This is a genomic window from Arenibacter sp. ARW7G5Y1, from assembly GCF_003201775.1.
Classification (GTDB): domain Bacteria; phylum Bacteroidota; class Bacteroidia; order Flavobacteriales; family Flavobacteriaceae; genus Arenibacter.
Genome location: NZ_QJJZ01000019.1, coordinates 66,618 through 90,524, shown reverse-complemented (window position 1 = coordinate 90,524; position 23,907 = coordinate 66,618). Strand labels below are relative to the sequence as shown.

Below are 23,907 nucleotides of genomic sequence, written 5' to 3'. Positions count from 1 at the left end.
ACTTAAGTAAATTGAAAATAGGCCGGTCCTTTCGTTGCGTCAACCTTCATGTGGGGATAAGTCATTTTCCGTTATTAAAAACCTTTGGCATTGCCCTCAAGGTCCATTGTTTGGTCGTTCTTCTTCCGTCGTGGAGATGGCATGGCCGTTAAGAATTATTGAAACCCTGGAAATAATTTACTATCTCATTTTTGTGTATTGTTCATTTTTTGCATCGCCCAAAAAACGAACCAAAAAACGCTAGGCTGATTTTAAATTTCTTTAAATCTACGCACTTTCCACGGCCCCGGCGTCCAGGCCGCTTTCACTTGGGTGAAATGCTCTATGGACGCCTTCCGCCTTCCAATGTGAAAACCACTTGATTTAAGACGAAATTGAAAATAGGCCGGTCCTTACGTTGCGTCAACCTTCATGTGGGGATAAGTCATTTTCCGTAAGCAAAGAACGATTAGCAATTAGCAATGATCTGTGTTCCTCGGCCAAAAGCCAGATAGCAAATTAACACATTGACTCATTGCTACATTTTCAAATTTCGAAATTATTTCATTTTTGTGTTCTGTTCATTTTTTGCATCGCCCAAAAAACGAACCAAAAAACGCTAGGCTGATTTTAAATTTCTTTAAATCTACGCACTTTCCACGGCCCCGGCGTCCAGGCCGCTTTCACTTGGGTGAAATGCTCTATGGACGCCTACCTGAACCCAATGTGGAAACTACTTGATTTAAGACGAAATTGAAAATAGGCCGGTCCTTTCGTTGCGTCAACCTTCATGTGGGGATAAGTCATTTTCCGTTATTAAATAACTTTGGGCATTGCACTCAAGGTCTATGGTTAGGTCGTTCTTCTTCCGTCGTGAAGATGGCATGACCGTTAAGAATTATTGAAGCCCTGGAAATAATTTACTATCTCATTTTTGTGTCCTGTTCATTTTTTGCATCGCCCAAATGCGTAGCATTCATGAATACCATTAAAAATCAATAGACCAGCCCATGAATAAAAAACGACCAGGGCCGAATAACCAAGGTACGGGGTACCTTGTGGTTAGGAGGAGCCAGCTGTAGCCTAGGCAGGCTGATTTTAAATTTCTTTAAATCTACGCACTTTCGACGGCCCCGGCGTCCAGGCCGCTTTCACTTGGGTGAAATGCTCTATGGACGCCTACCTGAACCCAATGTGAAAACCACTTGATTTAAGACGAAATCGAAGATTCACGAAAACCTATAAAAAACCTGTCTGCCGAAGGCAGGCAATAATAACCACTTAAGTAAATTGAAAATAGGCCGGTCCTTTCGTTGCGTCAACCTTCATGTGGGGATAAGTCATTTTCCGTTATTAAATAACTTTGGGCATTGCACTCAAGGTCTATGGTTAGGTCGTTCTTCTTCCGTCGTGGAGATGGCATGGCCGTTAAGAATTATTGAAGCCTTGGAAATAATTTAATCATTGGTTTTTCTAAATTGCTCCTATTAATAAAAACTATTTGTCAAAAAACACGACTGATCAAATTAATCCCTTTTTTTCATAAACACAACAATTATTCTTGATCCCCCATCATCCTATCAACAATTAAAAACCACTGGAACGCTTTGTATGCCCATTCACCTCCCGATTAATTTTTACGACTTAAGGTTCGCTTTTATTTGAACAAAATTCCTTTAAGCTTGGAGTAGCTGAAGTATAAAGTAGTGGAAATCTTTCTTAAAACTTTCGTAATTACTTCCTGTGGCCGGACCATTGAAACCCGTGTATATTTTTTGCACATCACCCTTTTTATCCACTATTATAGTAGTTGGGAAGGAAAGTACATGATTTAGCATTGGCAACTTTTTTTGTGCCATTTCCTTGTCTATACCACCATATTGGGCCAATAATATAGGGTATTGAACGCCTATTCTTTCCTTAAGTCTATCAATGGATTTATAGGCGGACTCCCTGGTTTTGGCATATTCGAAGGCAAGGGCCACAACAGCTATTTTTTCATTGGAGTGTTTTTTTAGATACTCTACCAGAAACTTGGTTTCATCCAAACAATTTGGGCACCAGGTCCCCATAATTTGAACTATGACCACCTTATCCTTAAAGGCGGGATCTGACAAGGACACTAAATTGCCATTGTAATCCGGAAACGAAAAGCTTAGTGTGTGATATCCTTTTTTTAAATAGGTCAAAGCTTCGGAATTGGGCAGCTCATAATTTTCATTCCTTTTTGCCCTGAAAAATTCCTTGGAATGGTTACCGGAATAAAACACTCCCACCATGGAGCTATCCGTAGTTTTGGCTTTGAACAAGTAGGCACGTGCACCGTCAAAGGTGGAGAACTTTACGGAATCCACACTATTGATGCCTTCCAGAAAACGATAATCGCCCGTAGTGGTCCTAAAAGTACCGGAAACCTTATCATCAACTTGTTTAAAGATACCTTTGGCCTTATAGCTTTCCCCTTCTTCAGGTATAAATTCCACTTCCCAGTCACCTGAAATATTGGTGTTTGGAATACCCTTACTTTTAAAGCGTTCCTTAATTCCATGGACAGCCCTAAAGGGCAATACCCTGTCTTCGTTTTCCTTGATAAATTTACCACGTATCCCATGTGCCGTAAATTTTCCAGCCAAATATCCTTCAAAAACAGGCAATCTTATGATCACCGAATCTCCCTTCACCTTTATTTCATCGATATAAATAGTTTCATCGGCGTTGTACAATTCCATTGTGTAGGTACCCCTTTCCACCTCCTTAAGCCTAAAATTGAAAGGTAAACTTTGGTCGTCGCCCACGGTTAATTGGGCCAACCAAATACCTTCTGCCAAAACACCGGTATTAAAGTCCCTACAGCCATTAAGCATTACAAATAGACCAAATATGAAGAAAATGCGCTTCATGTTAAATCATTAAAAATTAAACCAAGGGGGGAATTATCGGGCCTATCCACAGGTTGGTCCCGTGAATTGAAATGGGGGATTGAAAAAAATACCAAGTTAAGTAACAAAAAATTTTGGATAATAAAAAATAAAACATTCAATCAAATACGTATTGAATGTCTTCTAGCATTGTTTTATATTTGAGGTCTTTAAAAAAACTCGATGAAAATATCTTACAACTGGTTGAAGCAGTTTTTAAAAATTGACTGGGATTCTAATAGGACAGCTGAATTATTAACTGATCTAGGCCTGGAGGTTGAGGGTATTTCCCCTTTTGAATCTGTCAAAGGAGGATTGAAAGGTATCGTGGTCGGGGAAGTTTTAACCTGCATAAAACACCCAAACGCGGATAAACTAAAATTGACCACTGTAGATATAGGTCTAGAAGCTCCATTGCAAATCGTCTGTGGCGCCCCCAATGTTGAGGCTGGCCAAAAAGTGGCAGTGGCTACCATAGGAACAACCTTGTATACGCCCGAAGGAGAGAAATGGGTGATAAAGAAAGGGAAAATTAGAGGTGAGGAAAGCCATGGTATGATCTGCGCCGAAGATGAACTGGGATTGGGCGAAAGCCATGATGGAATTATGGTACTCCCCGATGGCCTAAAAGTTGGAACGCCCTGTTCCGAAGTTTTCGAAATTGAAGTGGATGAGGTCTTTGAGATTGGTCTCACCCCAAACAGGGCCGATGCCATGAGCCACTTTGGAGTTGCAAGGGATTTAAAAGCAGGATTTAAGCAACTGGACATCCTAAAGGAATTGATTACTCCTCCAGTGACCAATTTTAATATTGTAAACCGATCATTAAAAATTGATGTTGAGGTAGTTAAAAGTGAACTGGCCCCTAGATATTGTGGCATAACCATTAGCAATCTAATTGTACAACCATCGCCAGACTGGCTCAAGAATAGATTGAGATCAATTGGAATTACCCCAAAAAACAATGTGGTGGACGCTACCAATTATGTATTGCACGAGTTGGGGCAGCCTTTACACGCCTTTGATGCCGCCAAGATAAAGGGGAACAAAATAGTGGTCAAAACGCTTCCCAAAGGAACCAATTTTATCACTTTGGATGGTGTTCAACGCAGCTTGGATGAAGAAGATCTTATGATCTGCGATACGGAAAAACCCCTCTGCATAGCCGGTGTCCTTGGAGGGCAGAATTCCGGGGTAACGGAAAGTACTAGTAGCATATTTTTGGAAAGTGCCTTCTTTAACCCAGTATCCGTGCGAAAAACGGCCAAGAGGCACAGTATAAATACAGATGCTTCCTTCCGTTTTGAAAGGGGGATTGATATTGATAATGTTGAATATTGCCTTAAACGGGCCGCCCTGCTTATCCACGAAATTGCAGGTGGTGATATTACCTCGGACATTGTAGATATATATCCAAAAAAGAAGGATGACTACCACGTGTTTTTAACTTTTGACAAAATAAATAAATTGATTGGTCAAGAAATACCTAAAGACACTATAAAATCCATATTGGCCTCATTGGACATAAAGGTCAAGAACGTAACGGAATCCGGCCTGGGATTATCAATTCCTTTTTACCGAGTTGATGTTCAAAGGGAGGTAGACGTGATTGAGGAAATTCTTCGTGTTTTCGGCTATAATAATGTTGAGTTCAAAGAAAAACTAAACGCCTCCATAGCCCCTACTTCCAAGTTTGAGGATTATAAGATCCAAAACATTATAGGTAATTTTTTGGCTTCCAAAGGTTTTAATGAAATAATGGCCAATAGCTTAACCTCCCCCGCCTACAACAAATTGTCGGGAGATATAAAGGAAGAGCACACCATTTCCATGCTAAACCCCCTTAGTTCAGATTTATCCGTTTTGCGGCAATCTATGCTGTTCTCAGGTTTAGAGGCCATTGCCCACAACAGCAATAGGCAGATGCAAAACCTTAAAATATTCGAATTTGGAAAAACCTATCACCAATATCAGACCCAAAGAGAGGAAAAAAAGCATCTAAGCATTCTTGTCACTGGGAACAGATTGGAGGACACTTGGACCACACCACCCAAAAAGGCCGACTTCTTTTACCTCAAGGCCATTGTGGAAAATCTCCTGAATAGATTGGGACTGACCCAACTTATTTCCCAACCTAATTCCAGTGATATTCTATCGGAAGGGATAACCTTGCTTTTGGCCAATAGGCGAATTGTGAGCATTGGGGTCGTAAAGAAATCCATTTTAAAGGAATTTGATATTAAGGAAGAAGTGCTATTTGCGGATTTTGACTGGGATTATATCTTGGAAGCCATTGTGAACAGCAAAATAGTCTATACAGAGATTCCAAAATACCCTGAAGTGAAGAGAGACTACGCCCTTTTAGTAGATGAGCAGGTAAGTTTTAAACAGATTTATGATATAGCACTTCAGACTGAACGGAAATTTTTAACAAATGTGAACCTTTTCGATGTTTACAATGGCAAGAATTTACCAGAAGGCAAGAAGTCATATGCCGTAAGCTACACCTTACAGGATGAGAACGGTACCTTGACCGACAAACAGATAGATAAGATAATGAATAAGCTCCTACACCGCTATGAAAGCGAATTGGGAGCCGAATTAAGGTAAATTTGCCGCAGAAAGTATATTGGGCAGAATAACGCTGTCTATTTCATGAATAACCCCATTGCTTTGATTGGCATCGGCATTGGTGATTTTGGCCCTATTACCGGCCCTGTCCATGAGTACAATATCCAATCCGTCCATGGAGGCGAAAATTTTATCGCCCTGTACCGTCGTAAAACTTGCTTTGCCATTCCCGTTGCACAAAGCCTTCAAAATTTTTGAGGCGGTTATGTTGCCTGCAACAATGTGGTAGGTTAAAAGCGAAAAGAGTTCCTTTTTGTTTTCCGGCAATAATAATTCCTTCAAGTCTACTTGTGAGAGTTTTTTAAAAGCCAGATCTGAGGGCGCAAATACAGTAAACGGACCATCCTCGTTCAATATCTTGTCCAAATTGGCTGCCTTTACCGCTTCCAACAAAGTATAGTGGTGTCCAGAATCGGCGGTACTTTCTATTATTGAATTTTCTTTTTTTAAAAAACAATTTTCCTTGAACGACGTTTGGCCAAAACCAATGGAGGTAATCAAAAATAATAGAGCGCAAAAGGTCACATAGCTTTTCATTGGTTCTAGGGCTTGGTAATGATAGTAAAAATCGACGAACGGTTAAATTCCTCGACAATATACAATATTCGATCTATTGTTTTAAAAAAAGTTATTAACTATATTTTTTAATACCACAATGCCAATACTTAGGCGGGAAAAACATCAAATTGCCATTTATTTACCATGTTTATTTCCAATTTTAACGGTTGAAATCTCGATCGAAAATCTTATTTCCTTAACTTTATGTCCATTGCTATAAATGAATATCAAATGTTATTGAGAAGGACCAATATTCAGGAAAAGCTTATTCTGGCAAAGCAAAGGGACAAGTCTGCCAATCAATTATTAAATGAGGTGTATCGTCTTTTGGCCGAAGATAGGGAAGCCCGGAAAAGAATTGGGACCAACCTTATAAGTAAGGACACAGTGATCTCCAATGCCTTTGATTTTGATCTATTGGAGACTGATAAAATTTACCATATTCGGCATATAAAAAAAATAGCGGTCGACTATAGGCTGCGTTTTTTGGATTCGCATTATTTTAAAGGTGCAATTCCTACGGATGCCATTTCCAAAATTAATAAACTGGAAAAAGTCCATAATTTGGAATTAAAGGGGTTTAAGATCCTGGCCCCCTCAAAGCTTTTCAAATTGGAAGATAGGGATGACCCCATTTTGTTTGCCCCGATCGGGAATGACCATTACTATTTAATCCACAAATGGGGCCGTGATCTGCATCCACTGCGAAAGATATTAATGTGGCCCTTCAAGAGCTTGGTTAATCTAATTGCCCTGATAGTGGGCATTAGTTATTTGGTTACCCTACTGGTCCCCAACGGGTTGTTCTCCAAGGAAGGTTCCAGCTTTCAATTTTGGGTGATTTTCCTATTTATGTTTAAATGTCTTGCTTCCATAGTAATATTTTACGGCTTTGCCATGGGCAAAAATTTCAATCCGGCCATCTGGAATTCCAAGTACCAAAAAACCTAGGGAAAAAATACTGCTGTCCAATCTGTTTTAGTCGGAAAACAATTCCATGGGAATACCGTCCAAATCAATTTAGCAACCAAGAGTTGTACGGGTTCTTTGGACAATGTTACATCGATATATGCACTTGGGCTTTGTGTGAGATCCAAAATCCTTAATAAATAATTGATTTCTTTAGTGTCCTTTGGCAGAACACAGGCCAAAAGGCCTTTTTTTCCGGAAAAAGCTACCGATCTTACATTCAGGTCACAATTTAAGTCTTCCGCAAAAACAGTACGGATCAATCCCAAAAGTTGTGTGTGAATTACAAAAAGATATAATTTACTATCTCATTTTTGTGTTCTGTTCATTTTTTGCATCGCCCAAAAAACGAACCAAAAAACGCTAGGCTGATTTTAAATTTCTTTAAATCTACGCACTTTCCACGGCCCCGGCGTCCAGGCCGCTTTCACTTGGGTGAAATGCTCTATGGACGCCTACCTGAACCCAATGTGGAAACTACTTGATTTAAGGCGAAATTGAAAATAGGCCGGTCCTTACGTTGCGTCAACCTTCATGTGGGGATAAGTCATTTTCCGTTATTAAAAACCTTTGGCATTGACATCAAGGTCCTTGATCCCTTTCCGTAAGCAAAGAACGATTAGCAATTAGCAATGATCTGTGTTCCTCGGCCAAAAGCTAGAAAGCAAATTAACACATTGACTCATTGCTACATTTTCAAATTTCCAAATTATCTCATTTTTGTGTCCTGTTCATTTTTTGCATCGCCCAAATGCGCAGCATTCATGAATACCATTAAAAATCAATAGACCAGCCGATGAATAAAAAACGACCAGGGCCGAACAACCAAGGTACGGGGTACCTTGTGGTTAGGAGGAGCCAGCTGTAGCCAAGGCAGGCTGATTTTAAATTTCTTTAAATCTACGCACTTTCCACGGCCCCGGCGTCCAGGCCGCTTTCACTTGGGTGAAATGCTCTATGGACGCCTTCCACCTTCCAATGTGAAAACCACTTGATTTAAGACAAAATTGAAAATAGGCCGGTCCTTTCGTTCCGTCAACCTTCATGTGGGGATAAGTCATTTTCCGTTATTAAATAACTTTGGGCATTGCACTCAAGGTCTATGGTTAGGTCGTTCTTCTTCCGTCGTGGAGATGGCATAGCCGTTAAGAATTATTGAAACCCTGGAAATAATTTAGGCCATGGCATCGGTCCTTAAAATCCAGAGATTTTAGGGACCACCTAGCGAAGAAGAGTCTTTTCTCCTGCCTGCCGGAAGGCAGGTTTGTTTAGCTCATGGCTGGTTATTTTCCTAATTATGTATTCGTGAACCGTAATATGGGCACTGCAGTCCTCCTCGGGTTTATAAAACCCCATTTTGTCACCATTCCTGTAGTATAGTTTTGGCTGAGGCATTTTTTCAAAATCGCCATTGTCCGGATCAACGTCAATTCCATCCGAATCGGCTTTTAAAAAAGCCGTTTTCAAAACCCCGTCTTTTTGAAGTATTACGGTATAGTTGGCCAATAGGCTTGGAGCATCGTCACTCTTTTCCCCAACGCCTTCCTCGGAACAACCCACGGCAAGACATGCAATAAACATGCATAGGTAGAGATAGGTTTTCATTATGTAAGAATAGGGTCCTACAAAACTACACTGGAACGGCGTACATTTTGTTGCGCTGTTCCTTTATGGTCTTATCGGACATATAATCATCAAACGTCAAATACCTATCAATATTACCTTTAGGAGTCAATTCTATTACCCTATTCGCTACAGTTTCGGCAAACTCGTGATCATGGGTCGTAAAGAGAACAGTGCCTTTAAAGTTCTTTAAGGAATTATTGAAAGTGGTTATACTCTCTAGGTCCAAATGGTTGGTAGGCTCATCCAACATAACTACATTGGCCCTCATTAGCATCATTCTACTCAACATACAACGTACTTTCTCCCCTCCGGACAATACCGTACATTTTTTCAATGCCTCTTCACCGCTAAACAACATTTTTCCCAAAAACCCCCTGATATTAACTTCTTCCCTTTCTTCTTCTGTTTTGGCCCATTGCCTTAACCAGTCCACAAGATTGATATCTTCTGTAAAGAAGGAGGCATTATCTGCAGGTAGGTATGATTGGTTGGTAGTTACCCCCCATTGAAAGGAACCACTGTCCGCCTTTCTATTCCCATTAATAATCTCGTAAAATGCCGTTGTGGCCCTTGAGTCCCTGGAAATTATAGCCACTTTATCGCCTTTGGCCAAATTGATATTGACATCCTGAAATAAAATTTCACCCTCCTCCGTTGAAGCGGACAACTTTTCCACGTTCAATATCTGATCTCCTGCCTCCCTTTCCCTGTCAAAAATAATGGCTGGGTATCGTCTGCTTGAAGGCTTGATGTCCTCAATTTTTAATTTGGACAACATTTTCTTTCTGGAAGTGGCCTGTTTGCTCTTTGCCACGTTGGCACTGAACCTTTGAATAAACTCTTGTAATTCCTTGGCTTTTTCTTCTGATTTTTTGTTCTGTTGTGCCCTTTGTCTTGCCGCCAATTGACTGCTCTCATACCAAAATGTATAGTTCCCCGAGTATAAGTTCATTTTCCCGAAATCTATATCCCCAATATGCGTACAAACAGAATCCAAAAAGTGCCTATCGTGCGAAACTACAATAACCGTATTCTCATAATCGGCAAGGAAGTTTTCCAACCAATTGATGGTTTCATAATCCAGGTCGTTGGTAGGCTCATCCATGATCAATACATCCGGATTGCCGAACAAGGCCTGGGCCAATAAAACCCTAACCTTGAGTTTGGAATCCAAATCGCCCATTAAGGTGTAATGGAATTCCTCCGTAATTCCCAAATTGGACAACAGGGCTGCTGCATCGCTATCGGCATTCCAACCATTCATTTCCTCAAATTGCACTTGCAGCTCCCCTATTCTATCCGCATTCTCGTCACTATAGTCTGCATAAAGGGCGTCGATCTCCTTTTTTATCTTGAACAAAGGCTTATTGCCCATGACAACACTCTCCAAAACCGTATATTCATCATAGGCATTGTGATTTTGTTCCAAGATGGACATCCTTTTTCCTGGCTCCAAGTGAACATGGCCGGATGTAGGATCTATTTGTCCCGAAAGAATTCGTAAAAATGTGGACTTTCCCGCTCCATTGGCACCAATAATACCATAACAATTACCTTGTGTAAAGGATACGTTTACTTCATCAAAAAGAACCCTTTTTCCAAATTGCACAGATAAATTTGATACTGATAGCATATAATATGTTTTAAATTTTGTGCAAAAATAACAAAAATAAACCCGTTCAAGCAACTATATTTCAACGGTTACAGATGTCATTTTAACTAAGGAACAATAGTTTTAACTCACAATTAACAGCCTGTATCTCTTGAGTTTATTAGATTTGTTCACTATAAAGTAGCTATTCTCATATGAATAAACCTTTACTATATTCTTTTCTTATTGCATTAGTTGGTTGCAGTACGATAGAAAAAAAATCCCCTGGTGCATTCTTTGCTGGTGAAATTGTAAATCCCACAAGCGAATATGTTGTACTTTTTAAAGACGATATTGTTGTGGATTCAGCCAAACTTAATGACGAAAATAGATTCGTTATACAGCTGGATACTGTTGTGGAAGGTCTATATCATTTTGACCATAGTCCCGAATTACAGTACGTTTATCTTGAAAGGGGCGATAGTTTAATGATCCGTTTGAATACGGAGGACTTTGACGAATCATTAATATTTTCCGGGAGGGGCGAAGAAATAAATAATTTTCTTGTGGAGTTCTTTTTAAGTACGGAATCAGAGCCTGCCATAGTTTATTCCTTTTCCCAACTTGATCCGGTGGACTTTTCCCGTAAACTGGATTCCATAAAGACAATTAAATTAAACACCCTCAACGAGCTGGTAACGGAAGTAAACCTGTCCACAAAAGCAGAGGATATGGCCAAGGCCAGTATAGACTACAATTATTACATCTACAAGGAAAAGTACCCGTTCTGGAACATGAGGAGAACAAGAAAAAACACCCTCCCTGATCTTCCGGACAATTTTTATGATTATAGGAATAAGATAGACTACAACAATGAAAATCTATCCTATCACAGATACTACTACAATTATATGAAGACGCATTTTAATAATTTATCCTATATGGGATGTTATACAAAATGCGAGGATGCACACTATAATATCATTAAGAACAAATTACATTTTAACCAACACAAGTTAAAGCTGATAGACAGTTTGGTTACGGAAAAGGACCTAAGGGATAATCTATTCAGAAATGTTGCCATAGACTATCTAATAAATGTACATGATACTGATGAAAACAATAGGATCTTTATAAGCGACTTTCACAGACGTTCCGGGAACAACAGGCACAGTGCCGAAATAGAAGCCATTTATCAGGGGGTAAACAATCTGCAGCCTAGTAATAAATTGCCTAATATTTCAGTTTTCAATACGGATGGAACTTTGGTGACCCTACAGGAAATAGCCGAAAAAGAGAAAAATACCGTGTTTTATTTTTGGTCCGGGACCCAAAGATCCAACTTTGAAAATGTCCTTAGGCGTGTGGCACAGCTCTCCAAAAATAGGCCAGAGTTTACTTTTATTGGAATAAATTGCAACACGGACGCCCTAAGGTGGCAATCATTGCTGAGTACCAATCAATTGGATACCGAAAAGCAATTCCGTACCGATGATTTTGAAAATCTAAAAAATGCTTTGGTAATAGGAGGCCTCAATAAGGGCATTATTACCAAAAATGGTCTTATTGTAGACGGATTTGCTGATCTATATAGCAGTTTTTAACATACCTTCCCATTGCAAATAATGGATCCTTCGGCCCAAGAACATCCCGATCATTAATTCCAATAATCCTTTTTTCTTTATCCTTACGGTTAAAACAGAATATTAAGAACAACAAAGCCTCTTTTGTCCCATGGACCAAAGAGGCTTTGTACTATTTGGAATCGTGGAAAAACTAGTTCCCTTTTTGGTAGTCTTCCAAAAACTTGGCCAGCCCACTATCGGTTAAAGGGTGTTTTAACAAACCTTCAATGGCCGACAAAGGTCCGGTCATAACATCGGCGCCAATTTTGGCACAATCTATCACATGCATGGTGTGTCTTACCGAAGCCGCCAATATTTGGGTATCAAACTCATAATTATCATATATGTGCCTAATCTCAGAGATCAAGTTTAGACCGTCCGTTGAAATATCATCCAACCTACCAATAAATGGAGAAACATAGGCTGCTCCAGCTTTAGCGGCCAACAATGCCTGCCCACAGGAAAATACCAAAGTACAATTGGTCCTTATTCCCTTGTCGGCAAAATATTTTATAGCCTTGATTCCGTCCTTTATCATAGGAACTTTAACTACGATTTGCCCATGCAGTTCTGCCAATTCCTCACCCTCCTTGATCATACCTTTCAAATCAGTGGAAATAACCTCGGCAGATACATCGCCATCCACAATATTACAGATATCTACATAGTGCTTCAAAATATTGTTTCTTCCGGTAATACCTTCCTTGGCCATTAGGGAAGGATTAGTGGTTACCCCATCCAATACTCCTAATTCCTGGGCTTCTTTTATCTGTGCCAAATTAGCTGTGTCAATAAAGAACTTCATGTTAATTGCTTTTTAAATTATTAATTTTAAAGATATTGCCTTTTTGCATGTCTATCTTTGAGTCACGCAAAATTACAATTTATAATGGTTCATCAATAGTTTCTCATATACTTTGTCCGGTAATATTTTTTTAAGAAATAAGGAGAACTTTTGCATAAACTGTCCTACCTTATAATGGACTTTAGGTTTTTTTGTATTGATTATTTCATATACCATATAGGCTACCATCATGGGGTCTTGACCACTATCCACATGCTCGTTCATCATTTTCAAGGTACTTCCATAAGATTCCTTGTAGGCCGAGTCCTCCAAAATTGGGGCATGGTAACGCCCAGAGGCTATATTGGTAGCAAAGTCTCCTGGGGCCAAATTGGTTATGTTCACCCCAAATCCTTTTACTTCCATTCTCATTGCCTCCATAACCAGCTCCAATGCTCCTTTGCTGGCAGAATAAATACCCCTGTACGGTAAGCCCATATACCCTGCTATGGATGTAATGTTGATGATCAATCCCTTTTTCTGTTGCCTCATATGCGGTAAGACCGCTTTGGACATATGCAGGGGGCCATTAAAATTGGTATCGAACGCCTTTAATATCTCTTCCTGTGGCGTTTCCTCTATTGGACCCGTAATTCCAATACCTGCATTGTTTATCAGAATATCCAATCTTCCTTCCCTTGCCATTAGCTCCGAAATGGCAGTTGTTATACTTTCCGGATTTCTCACATCCAATTCCAATAGTTCAAAGTCGGTAAAATCAGCATGTCCCGCCACCCGTCTTGTTGTTCCGTATACTTTAAAACCTTTGGACTTTAAATAAATCCCGATCGATTTTCCAATGCCAGAAGAACCTCCGGTAATCAGTACAACCCTTTGTTCCATTAATAGAAAATTAAGGATGCAAATTAACAAATAAATAAGGAATCGGAAGGCTTATAAAAATGATATCTACGCCAAATAGCTCAAAAAAGAAAAAAACTTCACTATAGGGTACAAAAAATGGCAAGCTACCTACATCGCACCGCTACAACCATATACCCTTGCTGCGTTCCCACCCTGGGGGATTCTACAGGAGCTGGTCGTGTAGGACTTGCCGATGCAAATATACAATCTTTTAATTTTTTTGCAATCGTTTTCAGGTCTTAATTTTATTAAATATCTTGCCTTATAAAGTTGCCAAATCCATTTCGGGATAGCGGGTTGATTTTAAGACAACTAAATAAAAATTGAAAAAATAATTGTTCGGCCCAGGCACTTTACCCACTAGGATTATATTATAAATTATACCCTTATTAAAAAATGAACACCTTAAAACTAAACCTATTCTTCATAATCCCCCTGTTCTTTTTGGCCTGTGACGGTACCACCAATCCATCTAAACTCTTCGAGATTCAGCTGGAAGGAAACCGGACTGAATTTCAAAAAAATCAGGTAGTTGGTGTTTCTGTCAAAAATCTCAAGAATAAAGAAATAGAACAGATCACCTATACATTGGACAATAAGGAAATTGCCCTGAACAACAATAAAATTACCTTGGACCAATTGGAACTCGGAGCAAAAACCTTGACCGCCAACATTCGTTTCGATGGCGAAACCGTTGAAGTGTCCAAAGGAATTAAATTGTTGGCGGAGCACGCCCCAGAGATCTACACCTATGAAATCCTCAACGAATTCCCCCATGACAGGGACGCCTATACCCAAGGATTGGAGTTTTATAAGGATACATTATATGAAAGTACGGGTAAAAAAGGAAAATCCTCTTTAAGGCAGGTGAATTATAAAACAGGGGAAATCCTAAAGAAAATAGACTTGGACAACACTTATTTTGGGGAGGGCATCACTATTTTAAACGATAAAATTTATCAACTCACCTGGCAAAGTGGCGTTGGATTTATTTACGACCGTAGGGATTTTAAGAAAATAGATAGTTTTAAATATAACCAAAGTAAGGAAGGATGGGGTTTATGCAACGATGGCAACAAAATTTTCAAAAGTGATGGCACCGAGAAAATCTGGTTTTTAAACCCTGAAACCATGGCAGAAGAAGGGCATTTTGAAACGGTAACCAACACCTCCATATTCAATAAGGCCAATGAACTGGAATATGTAGATGGAAAAATATATGCCAATGTCTATCAAAAGGAAAGTATGATGATCATTGATGCCAAAAGTGGCGCCATTGAAGGCGTTATAAATTTTGGCGGCCTAAAGGAAAGGGTTACCCAGCATCAGAATCTTGACGTACTTAATGGGGTAGCCTATCATCCAGAAAGAAAGACCTTCTTCGTTACCGGAAAAAACTGGGACAAATTATTTGAGGTAAACATCCTTAAAAAGTAACTATGGAAATTTTTGAAAAAACCATAAAGGTGGTAGAAGATGATCTGGATGACCTAAACCACGTTAACAATGTACGATATGTACAATGGATGCAGGATATTGCCAAGGAACATTGGCAGGCCAAAGCCCCTAAAGATTTGATCAACACTACGGTCTGGGTGGTATTGACCCATCATATAACATACAAAAGTGCCGCAAAATTGGACGATGTAATTTTAATAAAAACCTATATAGATAAAACCAAAGGCCCCGTAAGTGTTAGGATTGTTGAAATGTACAACAAAGAAAGCAACCAATTGCTTGTCAAATCCAAAACCGAATGGTGTTTGTTGAACTCCGAAACCTTTAAACCTATGAGAATATCTCCGGAAATAGAAGGTATATTTCTCACCCAAACCTAAATATCCATATAAAATCCGTGCTAAAGACTTTTTGTATTCCCTCTACCCTTGTTCTACTCCTATTATTTTTCTCATGTAGGACGGACTTCGATTATACCAAAAGTAACGGTACATTGGAATTTTCCAAGGACACTGTTTATTTGGATACTATTTTCAGCAACATTGGCAGTAGTACCTACTCCTTAAAGGTGTATAACCGCAGCTCAACCGATATCAGCATCCCAACTATCCAGCTCAAGAATGGGGACAATAGCAAGTATCGCTTAAATGTGGATGGGGAAGCTGGACAATCATTTAGGGACATCCCTTTGTTCGCCCAAGATAGCCTATACATCTTTGTGGAAACCACTGCAGATATCGCCAATACGGAGGCCAAGGAATTTTTACATACCGATGCCATTCAATTCGACAAGGATACGCATTTGCAAGAAGTTCAATTGGTTACCCTGATAAGGGATGCCATTTTTTTATACCCCAAAAGGTCCGTGAACGGGCAACGGGAGACCATTGTTCTTGATATTAAGGAATCTGGGGAAGAAATTAAAGTCGAAGGTTTCCCACTAAGAACAGATCAGCTCAACTTCACTAAAGACAAACCCTATGTTATATACGGCTACGCTGTTGTTCCACCAGGTAGGACCTTAAGCATGGAGGCCGGTACACGTGTGCATTTCCACAAAGATTCAGGAATACTGATAAAAGAAAATGCTTCCCTTCACATTAACGGTAAATTAAGCGAGGACCGGGACGTACTGGAAAATGAAGTTGTTTTTGAAGGAGATCGCCTAGAACCCAACTATACCGATGTTCCGGGACAATGGGGATCCATATGGCTTTCCAAGGGTAGCATACATAACCAAATAGAATACCTCACTATTAAAAATGCTACGGTGGGCATTCTTGTCCAGGGCGACAATACTCTTGAGGAAACTACTTTATCCATAAAGAATTCCCAAATCTACAATAGCGAAAATGTAAACCTTTGGGCTAAAACAGCTGTAATTAGAAGTGAAAATCTGGTTTTGGGAAGTGCAGGAAACATATCCCTTTACTGCAACCTAGGGGGAGATTACAGCTTTATCCATGCAACCATAGCCAACTATTGGAAATACGGATTCCGCTCTAGTGCGGCCCTACGCTTGGACAATTCCAATTCGGACGGTAGCAGTTCTTATGACCTAGTAAGGGCCGACTTTAACAATTGCATCATATACGGAAGTAATCAGAACGAATTGGACCTAAGTGAAGATAAAAACTCAGTGTTTAATTATTACTTTGAAAACTGTCTCTTAAAGTTAAAGAACAGTTCTGAAAATGATCTATTCAATTTCAGCGATACAGCCCATTATAATAATATGCTACTAAATTTGGATCCCCTATTTGCCTCTCCCGCATCCAATAGTTTTTTGGTCAAGGAAAATTCAGTTGCCATTGGAGCAGGAAATCTGGCTACGGCACAGATGGTTCCCTTAGATATTTTAGGCGCGGGCCGTACCAAAAATCCAACACTTGGCGCATATGAAGTCATTATCCCAGAATAAAATAGTATTATACATCATACAATGAAGGAAAATTCCTTCAAATTTCAATTATTTTGCCAATAAAATGAAAACCCTAGTTTTTCTAAGGTTCAAATACCCCCCTTTGCTACGGGGTATCGTTAAATTGCCTTAAAATCATCTGAAATTATGGAATATTCCTATACCATTTTGGACTCTGATGCCCAATCCAATTTACAGCTTCAACATTATATGGAAGAATATGGTGAATTTTATTGTTCAGGAGTAGCCACAAACAGTGTAGATGGCCTGAATGGTATACTTAAAAAATCTCCGGATGTTGTTTTCATCCATTTGAATGAAAAGGCCCATGAGTATTTTCATATGATTATGGAAATGCATCAATATTTAAAGGAAATTCCCATTTTCATCGGATTTTCGAAAACGAAGCAATTTGCGTTTGAAGCCTTAAAATGTCATTTTTTTGATTATTGGTTATTGCCTTATAACGAATTCGACATTAGAAAGACCCTCTTAAGGTTAAAATTAAAAACCCCCAAGGAACAGGAGCCCAAAACACTTTTACTTCAGTCCTATAAGGATTATCGGTATATAAATACCCAAGAAATCATGTATTTACAGGCCGATAACAATGCCACCGACTTTTTTATGAAAGACGGTAGTACTATAAGTGCTTTTAAAACGTTAAAGACTTTTGAGAACAATTTACCTACGAATTTCGTAAGGGTTCACCAGAGCTATATTATAAATATCGACTTCGTCTCTAGGATCAATTATGGTAAAGGGCTGTGCACATTAAAGCATGACAAACTACAATTACCCTTTTCCAAATCCTACAAAAGTAACATTGACAATCTAAAGAAAGTGTTGTCCAAAAACACTATTTCTGCCCTTAATTAAACAAATTCTCACAAAAACGGTACGCTCACTAATAGAACTCCCACCTATACTAAAGATAATTCCTACATAATTTTTTCATGTCTTTTCATTGTTAATTTGGCACTAGATATAAACCTTATTAACCCTCGAAAACCACTAAAAATGAAAAGATTATTATCTATGTTTGCCGTAGTACTTCTTAGTATCGGCTTATTTGCCATGGGAATCCAAGAAAATTTTCCAACTATTGACAATGCAGTTGCCACTGATGGCGATAGTGTTCCAAAGGAAAGAAGGGACCCTCCCAAAGCTACCAATGACTTCCAATACAATGACAATGCAGTTGCCACCGATGGCGACAGTGTGCCAAAGGAAAGAAGGGACCCTCCAAAGGCCACCGATAATTTCCAATACAATGACAATGCAGTTGCCACCGATGGCGACAGTGTGCCAAAGGAAAGAAGGGACCCTCCAAAGGCTACCGATAATTTCCAGTACAATGACAATGCAGTAGCCACAGACGGTGACAGTGTGCCAAAGGAAAGAAGGGACCCTCCAAAGGCTACCGATAATTTCCAGTACAATGACAATGCAGTTGCCACAGACGGTGACAGTGTGCCAAAGGAAAGAAGGGACCCTCCAAAGGCTACCGATAATTTCCAGTATAATGACAATGCAGTTGCCACAGACGGTGACAGTGTGCCAAAGGAAAGAAGGGACCCTCCAAAGGCATCAATCGATTTCCAGTACAATGACAACGCGGTTGCAACCGATGGTGATAGTGTACCAAAGGAAAGAAGGGACCCTCCCAAGGCAACAACTGATTTTCAAAAGGTTAACAGCGCTATTGCATAAGCCAAAGGAGATAAGTTCAGGAGCCAAAAGGTTCAAGTTACTTCTATAAAATATAAAGCCCTAAACAAATTTGTTTAGGGCTTTTTTTTTATCTTTCCACCTTCATGGAGAAAAAAGTCAATTATAAATTCTTGTTCTTATTAATGATTTTCCTACAGCTGATGCATGTCAGTTGCAGGGATGCTTCCTTTCGCTCAAAAGATTCAGGAGCACTTCCATCCAACGACAGTATCACCCACTGGTTGTCGCAAGAAAATAGTAATTCCGACGAGGAATATCGTCAAAATCTTTCCAAGGCCTTTGATTTAGCCTTGCAAGAAAAAAATGACTCCCTTAAATCGAAACATTTTTCTAGAATATCCTATTATTATGCATTGTTAGGGGACTCTTTACAATTTAGACGTTCCAATAACTTAGCTCTATCCCTGTCCAAAAAAATTAGAGATTCCAATGCCCTGGCCAATAATCACTGGGATCTTGGTTCCTTTTTGGAAGATAATGGCTTACAAGATAGTGCCTATTATCATTATGTAGAGGCCGAGAAAATATTCAAATCCTTAAAAGATAACTATTCTACCGGTAGAGTTTTATATAATTTGGCCAGGATACAATCCAATATCAAGGATTACACGGCCAGTGAAGTCACTACCATTGAAGCCATTGAGTTCTTTAAACCCTTGGACAAATATTATCAATTATATTTATGTTATAATAACCTGGGTTCGGTCACCAACGCTTTAAAAGAATACGAGAAGGCTTTGGAATATTACGAGAAGGCCCTATTCTATTTGGACAAAACAGATAGGTCCGATCAAACTCGCTTTAACATTATTAACAACATAGGTAAAGTATATCTTGATAAAGGCGAATACAACACGGCCGTTGAAACATTTAAAAAAGTAATTAATACAGATAACATATACCATTTTGATACACGATTGTATGCTATAGCACTTTCAAACTATGCGAACAGTAAAAACAAACTAGGGGACACCACCGAAGTACTTTCCACTTTTAAAAAAGCCTTAAGAATTAAGGATAGTATCCATGACCCAAGAAGTTTAGCCAATACCCTTTTCGAAATATCAAATTACTATTTAAGTCAGAAAGATACAGCGATGGCCTTACAGTACGCCTTAAGATCCAAAATGGTCTCTGAACAGACCGGGAACAATTTTAGGCTACTCGAATCCCTGGAGCATATGGCAAGACTGGACCCCATACATGCGGCCCGTTATACTCAGGAATACATTAGATTAAACGACAGCCTGCTTCGAGAGGAACGAACCACGAGAAATAAATTTACAAGGATTCGGTTCGAAACGGATGAATTTATTGAACAAAATGAACTACTGACCCGGCAGCGCCAATTATGGATAGGGATAGCCATTGCCCTATTTGTTCTTGCAGCATTTATATTGATTACCATAGATCAACGCCGTAAAAATCAAAAATTGAGATTTGAACAGGCACAGCAGAAGGCCAATCAGGAAATATTTAATTTATTACTGGCCCAAAACAAAAAGGTAGAAGAAGGTAAACAACTGGAAAAGAAACGGATTTCAGAGGAGTTACATGACGGTATTTTAGGGCAAATGTTGGGTATCCGTTTAATTCTTTCCGGACTTAACAATAAAACCGATTCCGATTCCGTTCTAAAACGCAGTGACCTACTTAAAAAATTACAAGGTTTGGAGGAAGAAATCCGTACAATTTCCCATGAATTAAGCAGAGCATCGCAAGAAAAAATTCATAACTTTATAGTGTCCATTGAAGAATTGGTCAAAACAATTCAAGATTCCTCTAAAATAAAATGTCATTTTAAGTACGACAACAGAATAGATTGGGACCAATTAAAGGGCGATATAAAAATTAACATATATAGAATAGTACAGGAAAGTTTACAGAATTGTATAAAACATGCAAAGGCTACTAAGGTGGACCTACTGTTCGAATCCGAAAAGGAGCATGTACGAATTATAGTATTGGACAACGGCGTTGGTTTTGACCAAAAGAAGGGAAAAAGAGGAATAGGACTTAAAAACATTAATTCCCGATTGGAAAAGTTGAATGGCACTTATGACATCCACAGTAAAATTGGACAGGGGACAAAGGTAATCGTTACCATCCCATGTGTTATGGAAGAACAGGCGGAACCTCTATCTGTCTAATAGATTATTTTAATTGATAATAGCATGAGAACTTTAAGAGTCTTAACGGTGGATGATCATGAAATGATTACTACTGGATATAAATATCTTTTGGAGGCTGCCGAATTTGAAGAATTTCAGATAAAGGTGGAAGCGGCCAATACTTTTGAAATTGGAAAACAAAAAATAGAGGATTCGGCCAGATCTTTCAAATATGACCTTTTATTGTTGGATGTACAATTAACAGAAACCCATTTGGAGGAACCCCGAACCGGAGAGGACCTAGGTATTTTCGCTAGAAAGATAATCCCCGATACAAAAATTGTATTCATGTCCTCATTCAGTGATAATTACAGAATAAACAGTATTCTAAAGAATGTGAACCCCGATGGCTATATGGTGAAATCCGAAGTGGATGAGAAATCCCTTATTGCCATGGTCAGAGGCGTAATCAGTTCACCCCCCTATTATAGTCAGAAAGCCTTGATGGCCATTAGAAAAAAGGTGTCCAATGATCTTTTATTGGACGATAATGACAAAAAAATACTCTATCATGTTTCCATTGGCACCAGAACAAAAGACATGGTAGATTTTATAAACTTGTCGCTGGCAGGGATAGAAAACAGAAAAAGACAGCTAAAGGTGATTTTTGGTGTAGAAAAACAAAACGACTTGGCCCTGGTCCATGAAGCACGAAACAGAGGATTTCTGTAATCAAATCCTTGCTGTTTTTCCACTTTATCAGCCCTTTTTAACTTTACTGTCCAGAATTGCCAAAAAATATTGTCAGACACCTTTATTGCGCTCCATTTAAGACGTTGAACACACCTCTTTACCATTCAACGTATACTTTTTCGACGAATACACCCTATTTACATTAAAACCTTATTTTTTCTAAGGTTTTTATCGAATTAAGGACAAAGCATTAGCCTAATTTTGACACAAGTTTGTTAATTAATTACTTTTAGGATGTCTAAATCGGGAAACGAATTTTTCAATAATCCAAAAATTGGAACACAAAGCACCGACCATATTATTGGTTTGGAAGCTTTTAGAAGAAGTTTGGAAAAGCATTTTTTTGCAGAGGTCAGTATCGGTAATTACGGCCCAAAGGAAGAGTCCGCCAATTTGATCATAGACCTTAGATGCAACCTAAGTCTGGATGAAGCATTATTTTATATAAATAAGCCATCACCTTGCAACGGTCCCCCAAAAAAATCCGATGAGGAAAAGACGATATTATTCCTATTGGCCTATTCCGAACTTAAAGAACTGAACGGAATTACCATAGATATAAGTGAACTAACCATATCATTGACAGACACTACCATACTCATCAGCAAAATTTACGATCAGAGTATTGTGGACCAGTTGGAAAATATCTTTACGGAACTCATCAACCACAAGGTATACTATACAAAAGGGCTGAGTGAGACCCCCTTCGAAGTATTTATTCCCGTATTTGAAGAGGATACCCTGGAGAGCGATGCCAAATTAAAAAATATTGTTTCAGACAACAACACTACTAACGACTATTTTGGATTTTGGGGAATGTATTATGACCAAACCGAAGAAGCGGGCATTTATGACCTAAACTCCAAAACCATTATCTTTGGAGACATTCAAATCCTTAGTGAATAAGGAATTTGGTCATAAAAAAAAACTGTCCAAAAAGTAACGAAGTCTAAATATTTAAGACCTGACCGTATTTCTTTCTGGACAGCATTTTAAGTCTATATTAAGCGTTAAACAACGCTCTGGAATGCATTAGGCCATTTACTTTTTCCCTAACGGCATCAATAATCTTCCCATCTTCAGGATTCATTATCACCTGATCTATTAAATCTACAATAAGCTTCATTTGGTCCTCTTTTAAACCTCTCGTAGTTATCGCGGCCGTACCAAAACGTATACCACTGGTCACAAAAGGAGATTTATCATCAAAGGGAACCATATTCTTATTGGCGGTAATATCGGCTTTTACCAAAGCATTTTCAGCATCTTTCCCCGTAATATTCTTATTTCGAAGATCAATAAGCATCATATGGTTATCCGTGCCGCCAGAAATAATTTTATACCCTTTATCCACAAATGCGCTTGCCATGGCCGCAGCATTTTTCTTTACTTGAAGCATATAATGCAAGAACTCGTCGGTCAAAGCCTCCCCAAAGGCAATTGCTTTTGCTGCAATGATGTGCTCCAACGGCCCCCCCTGATTGCCTGGAAAAACTGCCAAATCCAATAAAGCGGACATTTTTCTCAAAGAACCGTTCTTTAACTTGATCCCGAAAGGATTGTCGAAATCTTCACCCATCAATATAAGTCCCCCCCTTGGACCACGCAAAGTTTTGTGCGTAGTTGTGGTTACTATATGGCAATGTGGTATTGGATCGTTAAGAATTCCTTTTGCAATGAGTCCCGCCGGATGGGATATGTCGGCCAAAAGTATAGCCCCTACACTATCCGCAATTTCCCTGAATTTTTTAAAATCCATATCCCTGGAATAAGCAGATGCCCCCGCTATAATAAGCTTAGGTTGCTCTTTCTTGGCTATGGCCTGAATTTTATCGTAGTTAAGCACACCCGTCTCCTCGTCTACCCCATAAAATACAGGATTGTACAATCTACCCGAAAAATTTACGGGAGAACCATGGGTTAAATGACCACCATGCGACAGATCAAATCCAAGAATGGTATCCCCTGGCTTTAGACATGCATGATATACGGAAGCATTGGCCTGTGAACCTGAGTGTGGTTGAACATTGGCATATGCCGCTCCAAATAATTGTTTAGCCCTGTCAATGGCCAATTGCTCTATCTTGTCCACTACTTCACAACCTCCATAATAGCGCTTGCCAGGATATCCTTCTGCATATTTGTTGGTCAATACCGATCCCGCAGCCTCCATTACCTGGGGACTAGTGAAATTCTCGGAAGCAATTAGTTCAATTCCATCTATTTGGCGTTCCTTTTCCGCCTCAATTAGTTCAAAAATTTGATTGTCGCGTTGCATAAAGTAATATTCTATTAAATAATGTGCAAAAATACGAATTGCCGACC

General features: G+C 39.2%; 18 protein-coding genes and 1 other RNA gene. 11 read left to right on the top strand and 8 right to left on the bottom strand.

Going from position 1 to position 23,907, the window contains the following annotated elements:
* Window positions 1-1,655: 1,655 nt before the first annotated feature.
* Window positions 1,656-2,879 carry a peroxiredoxin gene (locus tag C7972_RS20765; protein ID WP_110358090.1) on the bottom strand — a complete coding sequence of 408 codons (1,224 nt, stop codon included), beginning with the start codon at window positions 2,877-2,879 and terminating at the stop codon, window positions 1,656-1,658.
* 201 nt (window positions 2,880-3,080) lie between these two features.
* Between C7972_RS20765 and pheT the strand changes: the two genes are divergently transcribed.
* The gene (pheT, locus tag C7972_RS20760) at window positions 3,081-5,507 is read left to right on the top strand and encodes a phenylalanine--tRNA ligase subunit beta (protein WP_110358089.1); all 2,427 of its coding nucleotides are present in this window, start codon (window positions 3,081-3,083) and stop codon (window positions 5,505-5,507) included.
* Here pheT and C7972_RS20755 read toward each other — a convergent pair.
* Complete coding sequence (locus C7972_RS20755; RefSeq protein ID WP_110358088.1) at window positions 5,499-6,065, bottom strand: fasciclin domain-containing protein; 567 nt, start codon at window positions 6,063-6,065, stop codon at window positions 5,499-5,501. The genes pheT and C7972_RS20755 overlap by 9 nt on opposite strands.
* A 225-nt stretch (window positions 6,066-6,290) precedes the next feature.
* Between C7972_RS20755 and C7972_RS20750 the strand changes: the two genes are divergently transcribed.
* Window positions 6,291-7,037 carry a hypothetical protein gene (locus C7972_RS20750; protein WP_258364915.1) on the top strand — a complete coding sequence of 249 codons (747 nt, stop codon included), beginning with the start codon at window positions 6,291-6,293 and terminating at the stop codon, window positions 7,035-7,037.
* 1,239 nt (window positions 7,038-8,276) lie between these two features.
* Here C7972_RS20750 and C7972_RS20740 read toward each other — a convergent pair.
* Together C7972_RS20740 and C7972_RS20735 are read right to left on the bottom strand one after the other, a co-directional pair.
* Window positions 8,277-8,660 (bottom strand): hypothetical protein, encoded by a 384-nt coding sequence (locus C7972_RS20740; RefSeq protein ID WP_110358086.1) that lies wholly within the window; start codon window positions 8,658-8,660, stop codon window positions 8,277-8,279.
* A 25-nt stretch (window positions 8,661-8,685) separates the two neighbouring features.
* Complete coding sequence (locus C7972_RS20735; RefSeq protein ID WP_110358085.1) at window positions 8,686-10,314, bottom strand: ABC-F family ATP-binding cassette domain-containing protein; 1,629 nt, start codon at window positions 10,312-10,314, stop codon at window positions 8,686-8,688.
* Between the two features lie 173 nt (window positions 10,315-10,487).
* On the opposite strand from C7972_RS20735, the gene C7972_RS20730 reads away from it, so the two are divergent.
* Complete coding sequence (locus C7972_RS20730) at window positions 10,488-11,876, top strand: transaldolase (protein ID WP_110358084.1); 1,389 nt, start codon at window positions 10,488-10,490, stop codon at window positions 11,874-11,876.
* A 172-nt stretch (window positions 11,877-12,048) separates the two neighbouring features.
* On the opposite strand, the gene fsa is transcribed toward C7972_RS20730, so the two are convergent.
* The 3 genes from fsa to ffs form a co-directional block, all read right to left on the bottom strand.
* On the bottom strand, window positions 12,049-12,702 hold the full coding sequence (fsa, locus tag C7972_RS20725) for a fructose-6-phosphate aldolase (protein ID WP_110358083.1): 654 nt from the start codon (window positions 12,700-12,702) through the stop codon (window positions 12,049-12,051).
* A gap of 72 nt (window positions 12,703-12,774) precedes the next feature.
* The gene (locus C7972_RS20720; RefSeq protein ID WP_110358082.1) at window positions 12,775-13,584 is read right to left on the bottom strand and encodes an SDR family oxidoreductase; all 810 of its coding nucleotides are present in this window, start codon (window positions 13,582-13,584) and stop codon (window positions 12,775-12,777) included.
* A 115-nt stretch (window positions 13,585-13,699) separates the two neighbouring features.
* Window positions 13,700-13,798, bottom strand: an RNA gene (ffs, locus tag C7972_RS20715) — signal recognition particle sRNA small type.
* A gap of 203 nt (window positions 13,799-14,001) precedes the next feature.
* On the opposite strand from ffs, the gene C7972_RS20710 reads away from it, so the two are divergent.
* The 8 genes from C7972_RS20710 to C7972_RS20675 all read left to right on the top strand — a co-directional run bounded on the left by C7972_RS20710 (window position 14,002) and on the right by C7972_RS20675 (window position 22,488).
* Complete coding sequence (locus C7972_RS20710; RefSeq protein WP_110358081.1) at window positions 14,002-15,042, top strand: glutaminyl-peptide cyclotransferase; 1,041 nt, start codon at window positions 14,002-14,004, stop codon at window positions 15,040-15,042.
* Between the two features lie 2 nt (window positions 15,043-15,044).
* Complete coding sequence (locus C7972_RS20705; RefSeq protein ID WP_110358080.1) at window positions 15,045-15,443, top strand: thioesterase family protein; 399 nt, start codon at window positions 15,045-15,047, stop codon at window positions 15,441-15,443.
* A gap of 17 nt (window positions 15,444-15,460) precedes the next feature.
* Window positions 15,461-16,984, top strand: a complete 1,524-nt coding sequence (locus C7972_RS20700; RefSeq protein ID WP_110358079.1) for a hypothetical protein — start codon at window positions 15,461-15,463, stop codon at window positions 16,982-16,984.
* 147 nt (window positions 16,985-17,131) lie between these two features.
* Window positions 17,132-17,863, top strand: coding sequence for a LytTR family DNA-binding domain-containing protein (locus tag C7972_RS20695; protein WP_110358078.1), 732 nt, complete (start codon window positions 17,132-17,134; stop codon window positions 17,861-17,863).
* Window positions 17,864-18,004: 141 nt separating this feature from the next.
* A complete protein-coding gene (locus tag C7972_RS20690) occupies window positions 18,005-18,697 on the top strand; it encodes a hypothetical protein (RefSeq protein WP_146216364.1) in 693 nt (230 codons plus the stop codon).
* Between the two features lie 104 nt (window positions 18,698-18,801).
* Complete coding sequence (locus C7972_RS20685) at window positions 18,802-20,868, top strand: tetratricopeptide repeat protein (RefSeq protein ID WP_110358076.1); 2,067 nt, start codon at window positions 18,802-18,804, stop codon at window positions 20,866-20,868.
* 24 nt (window positions 20,869-20,892) lie between these two features.
* Window positions 20,893-21,561 (top strand): response regulator transcription factor, encoded by a 669-nt coding sequence (locus C7972_RS20680; protein ID WP_110358075.1) that lies wholly within the window; start codon window positions 20,893-20,895, stop codon window positions 21,559-21,561.
* 255 nt (window positions 21,562-21,816) lie between these two features.
* Entirely contained in the window at window positions 21,817-22,488 is a 672-nt protein-coding gene (locus C7972_RS20675; RefSeq protein WP_110358074.1) for a hypothetical protein, read from the top strand.
* A gap of 97 nt (window positions 22,489-22,585) precedes the next feature.
* Here the strand turns inward: C7972_RS20675 and glyA are convergent, their stop codons facing one another.
* The gene (glyA, locus tag C7972_RS20670; RefSeq protein ID WP_110358073.1) at window positions 22,586-23,860 is read right to left on the bottom strand and encodes a serine hydroxymethyltransferase; all 1,275 of its coding nucleotides are present in this window, start codon (window positions 23,858-23,860) and stop codon (window positions 22,586-22,588) included.
* Between the last annotated feature and the right edge of the window lie 47 nt (window positions 23,861-23,907).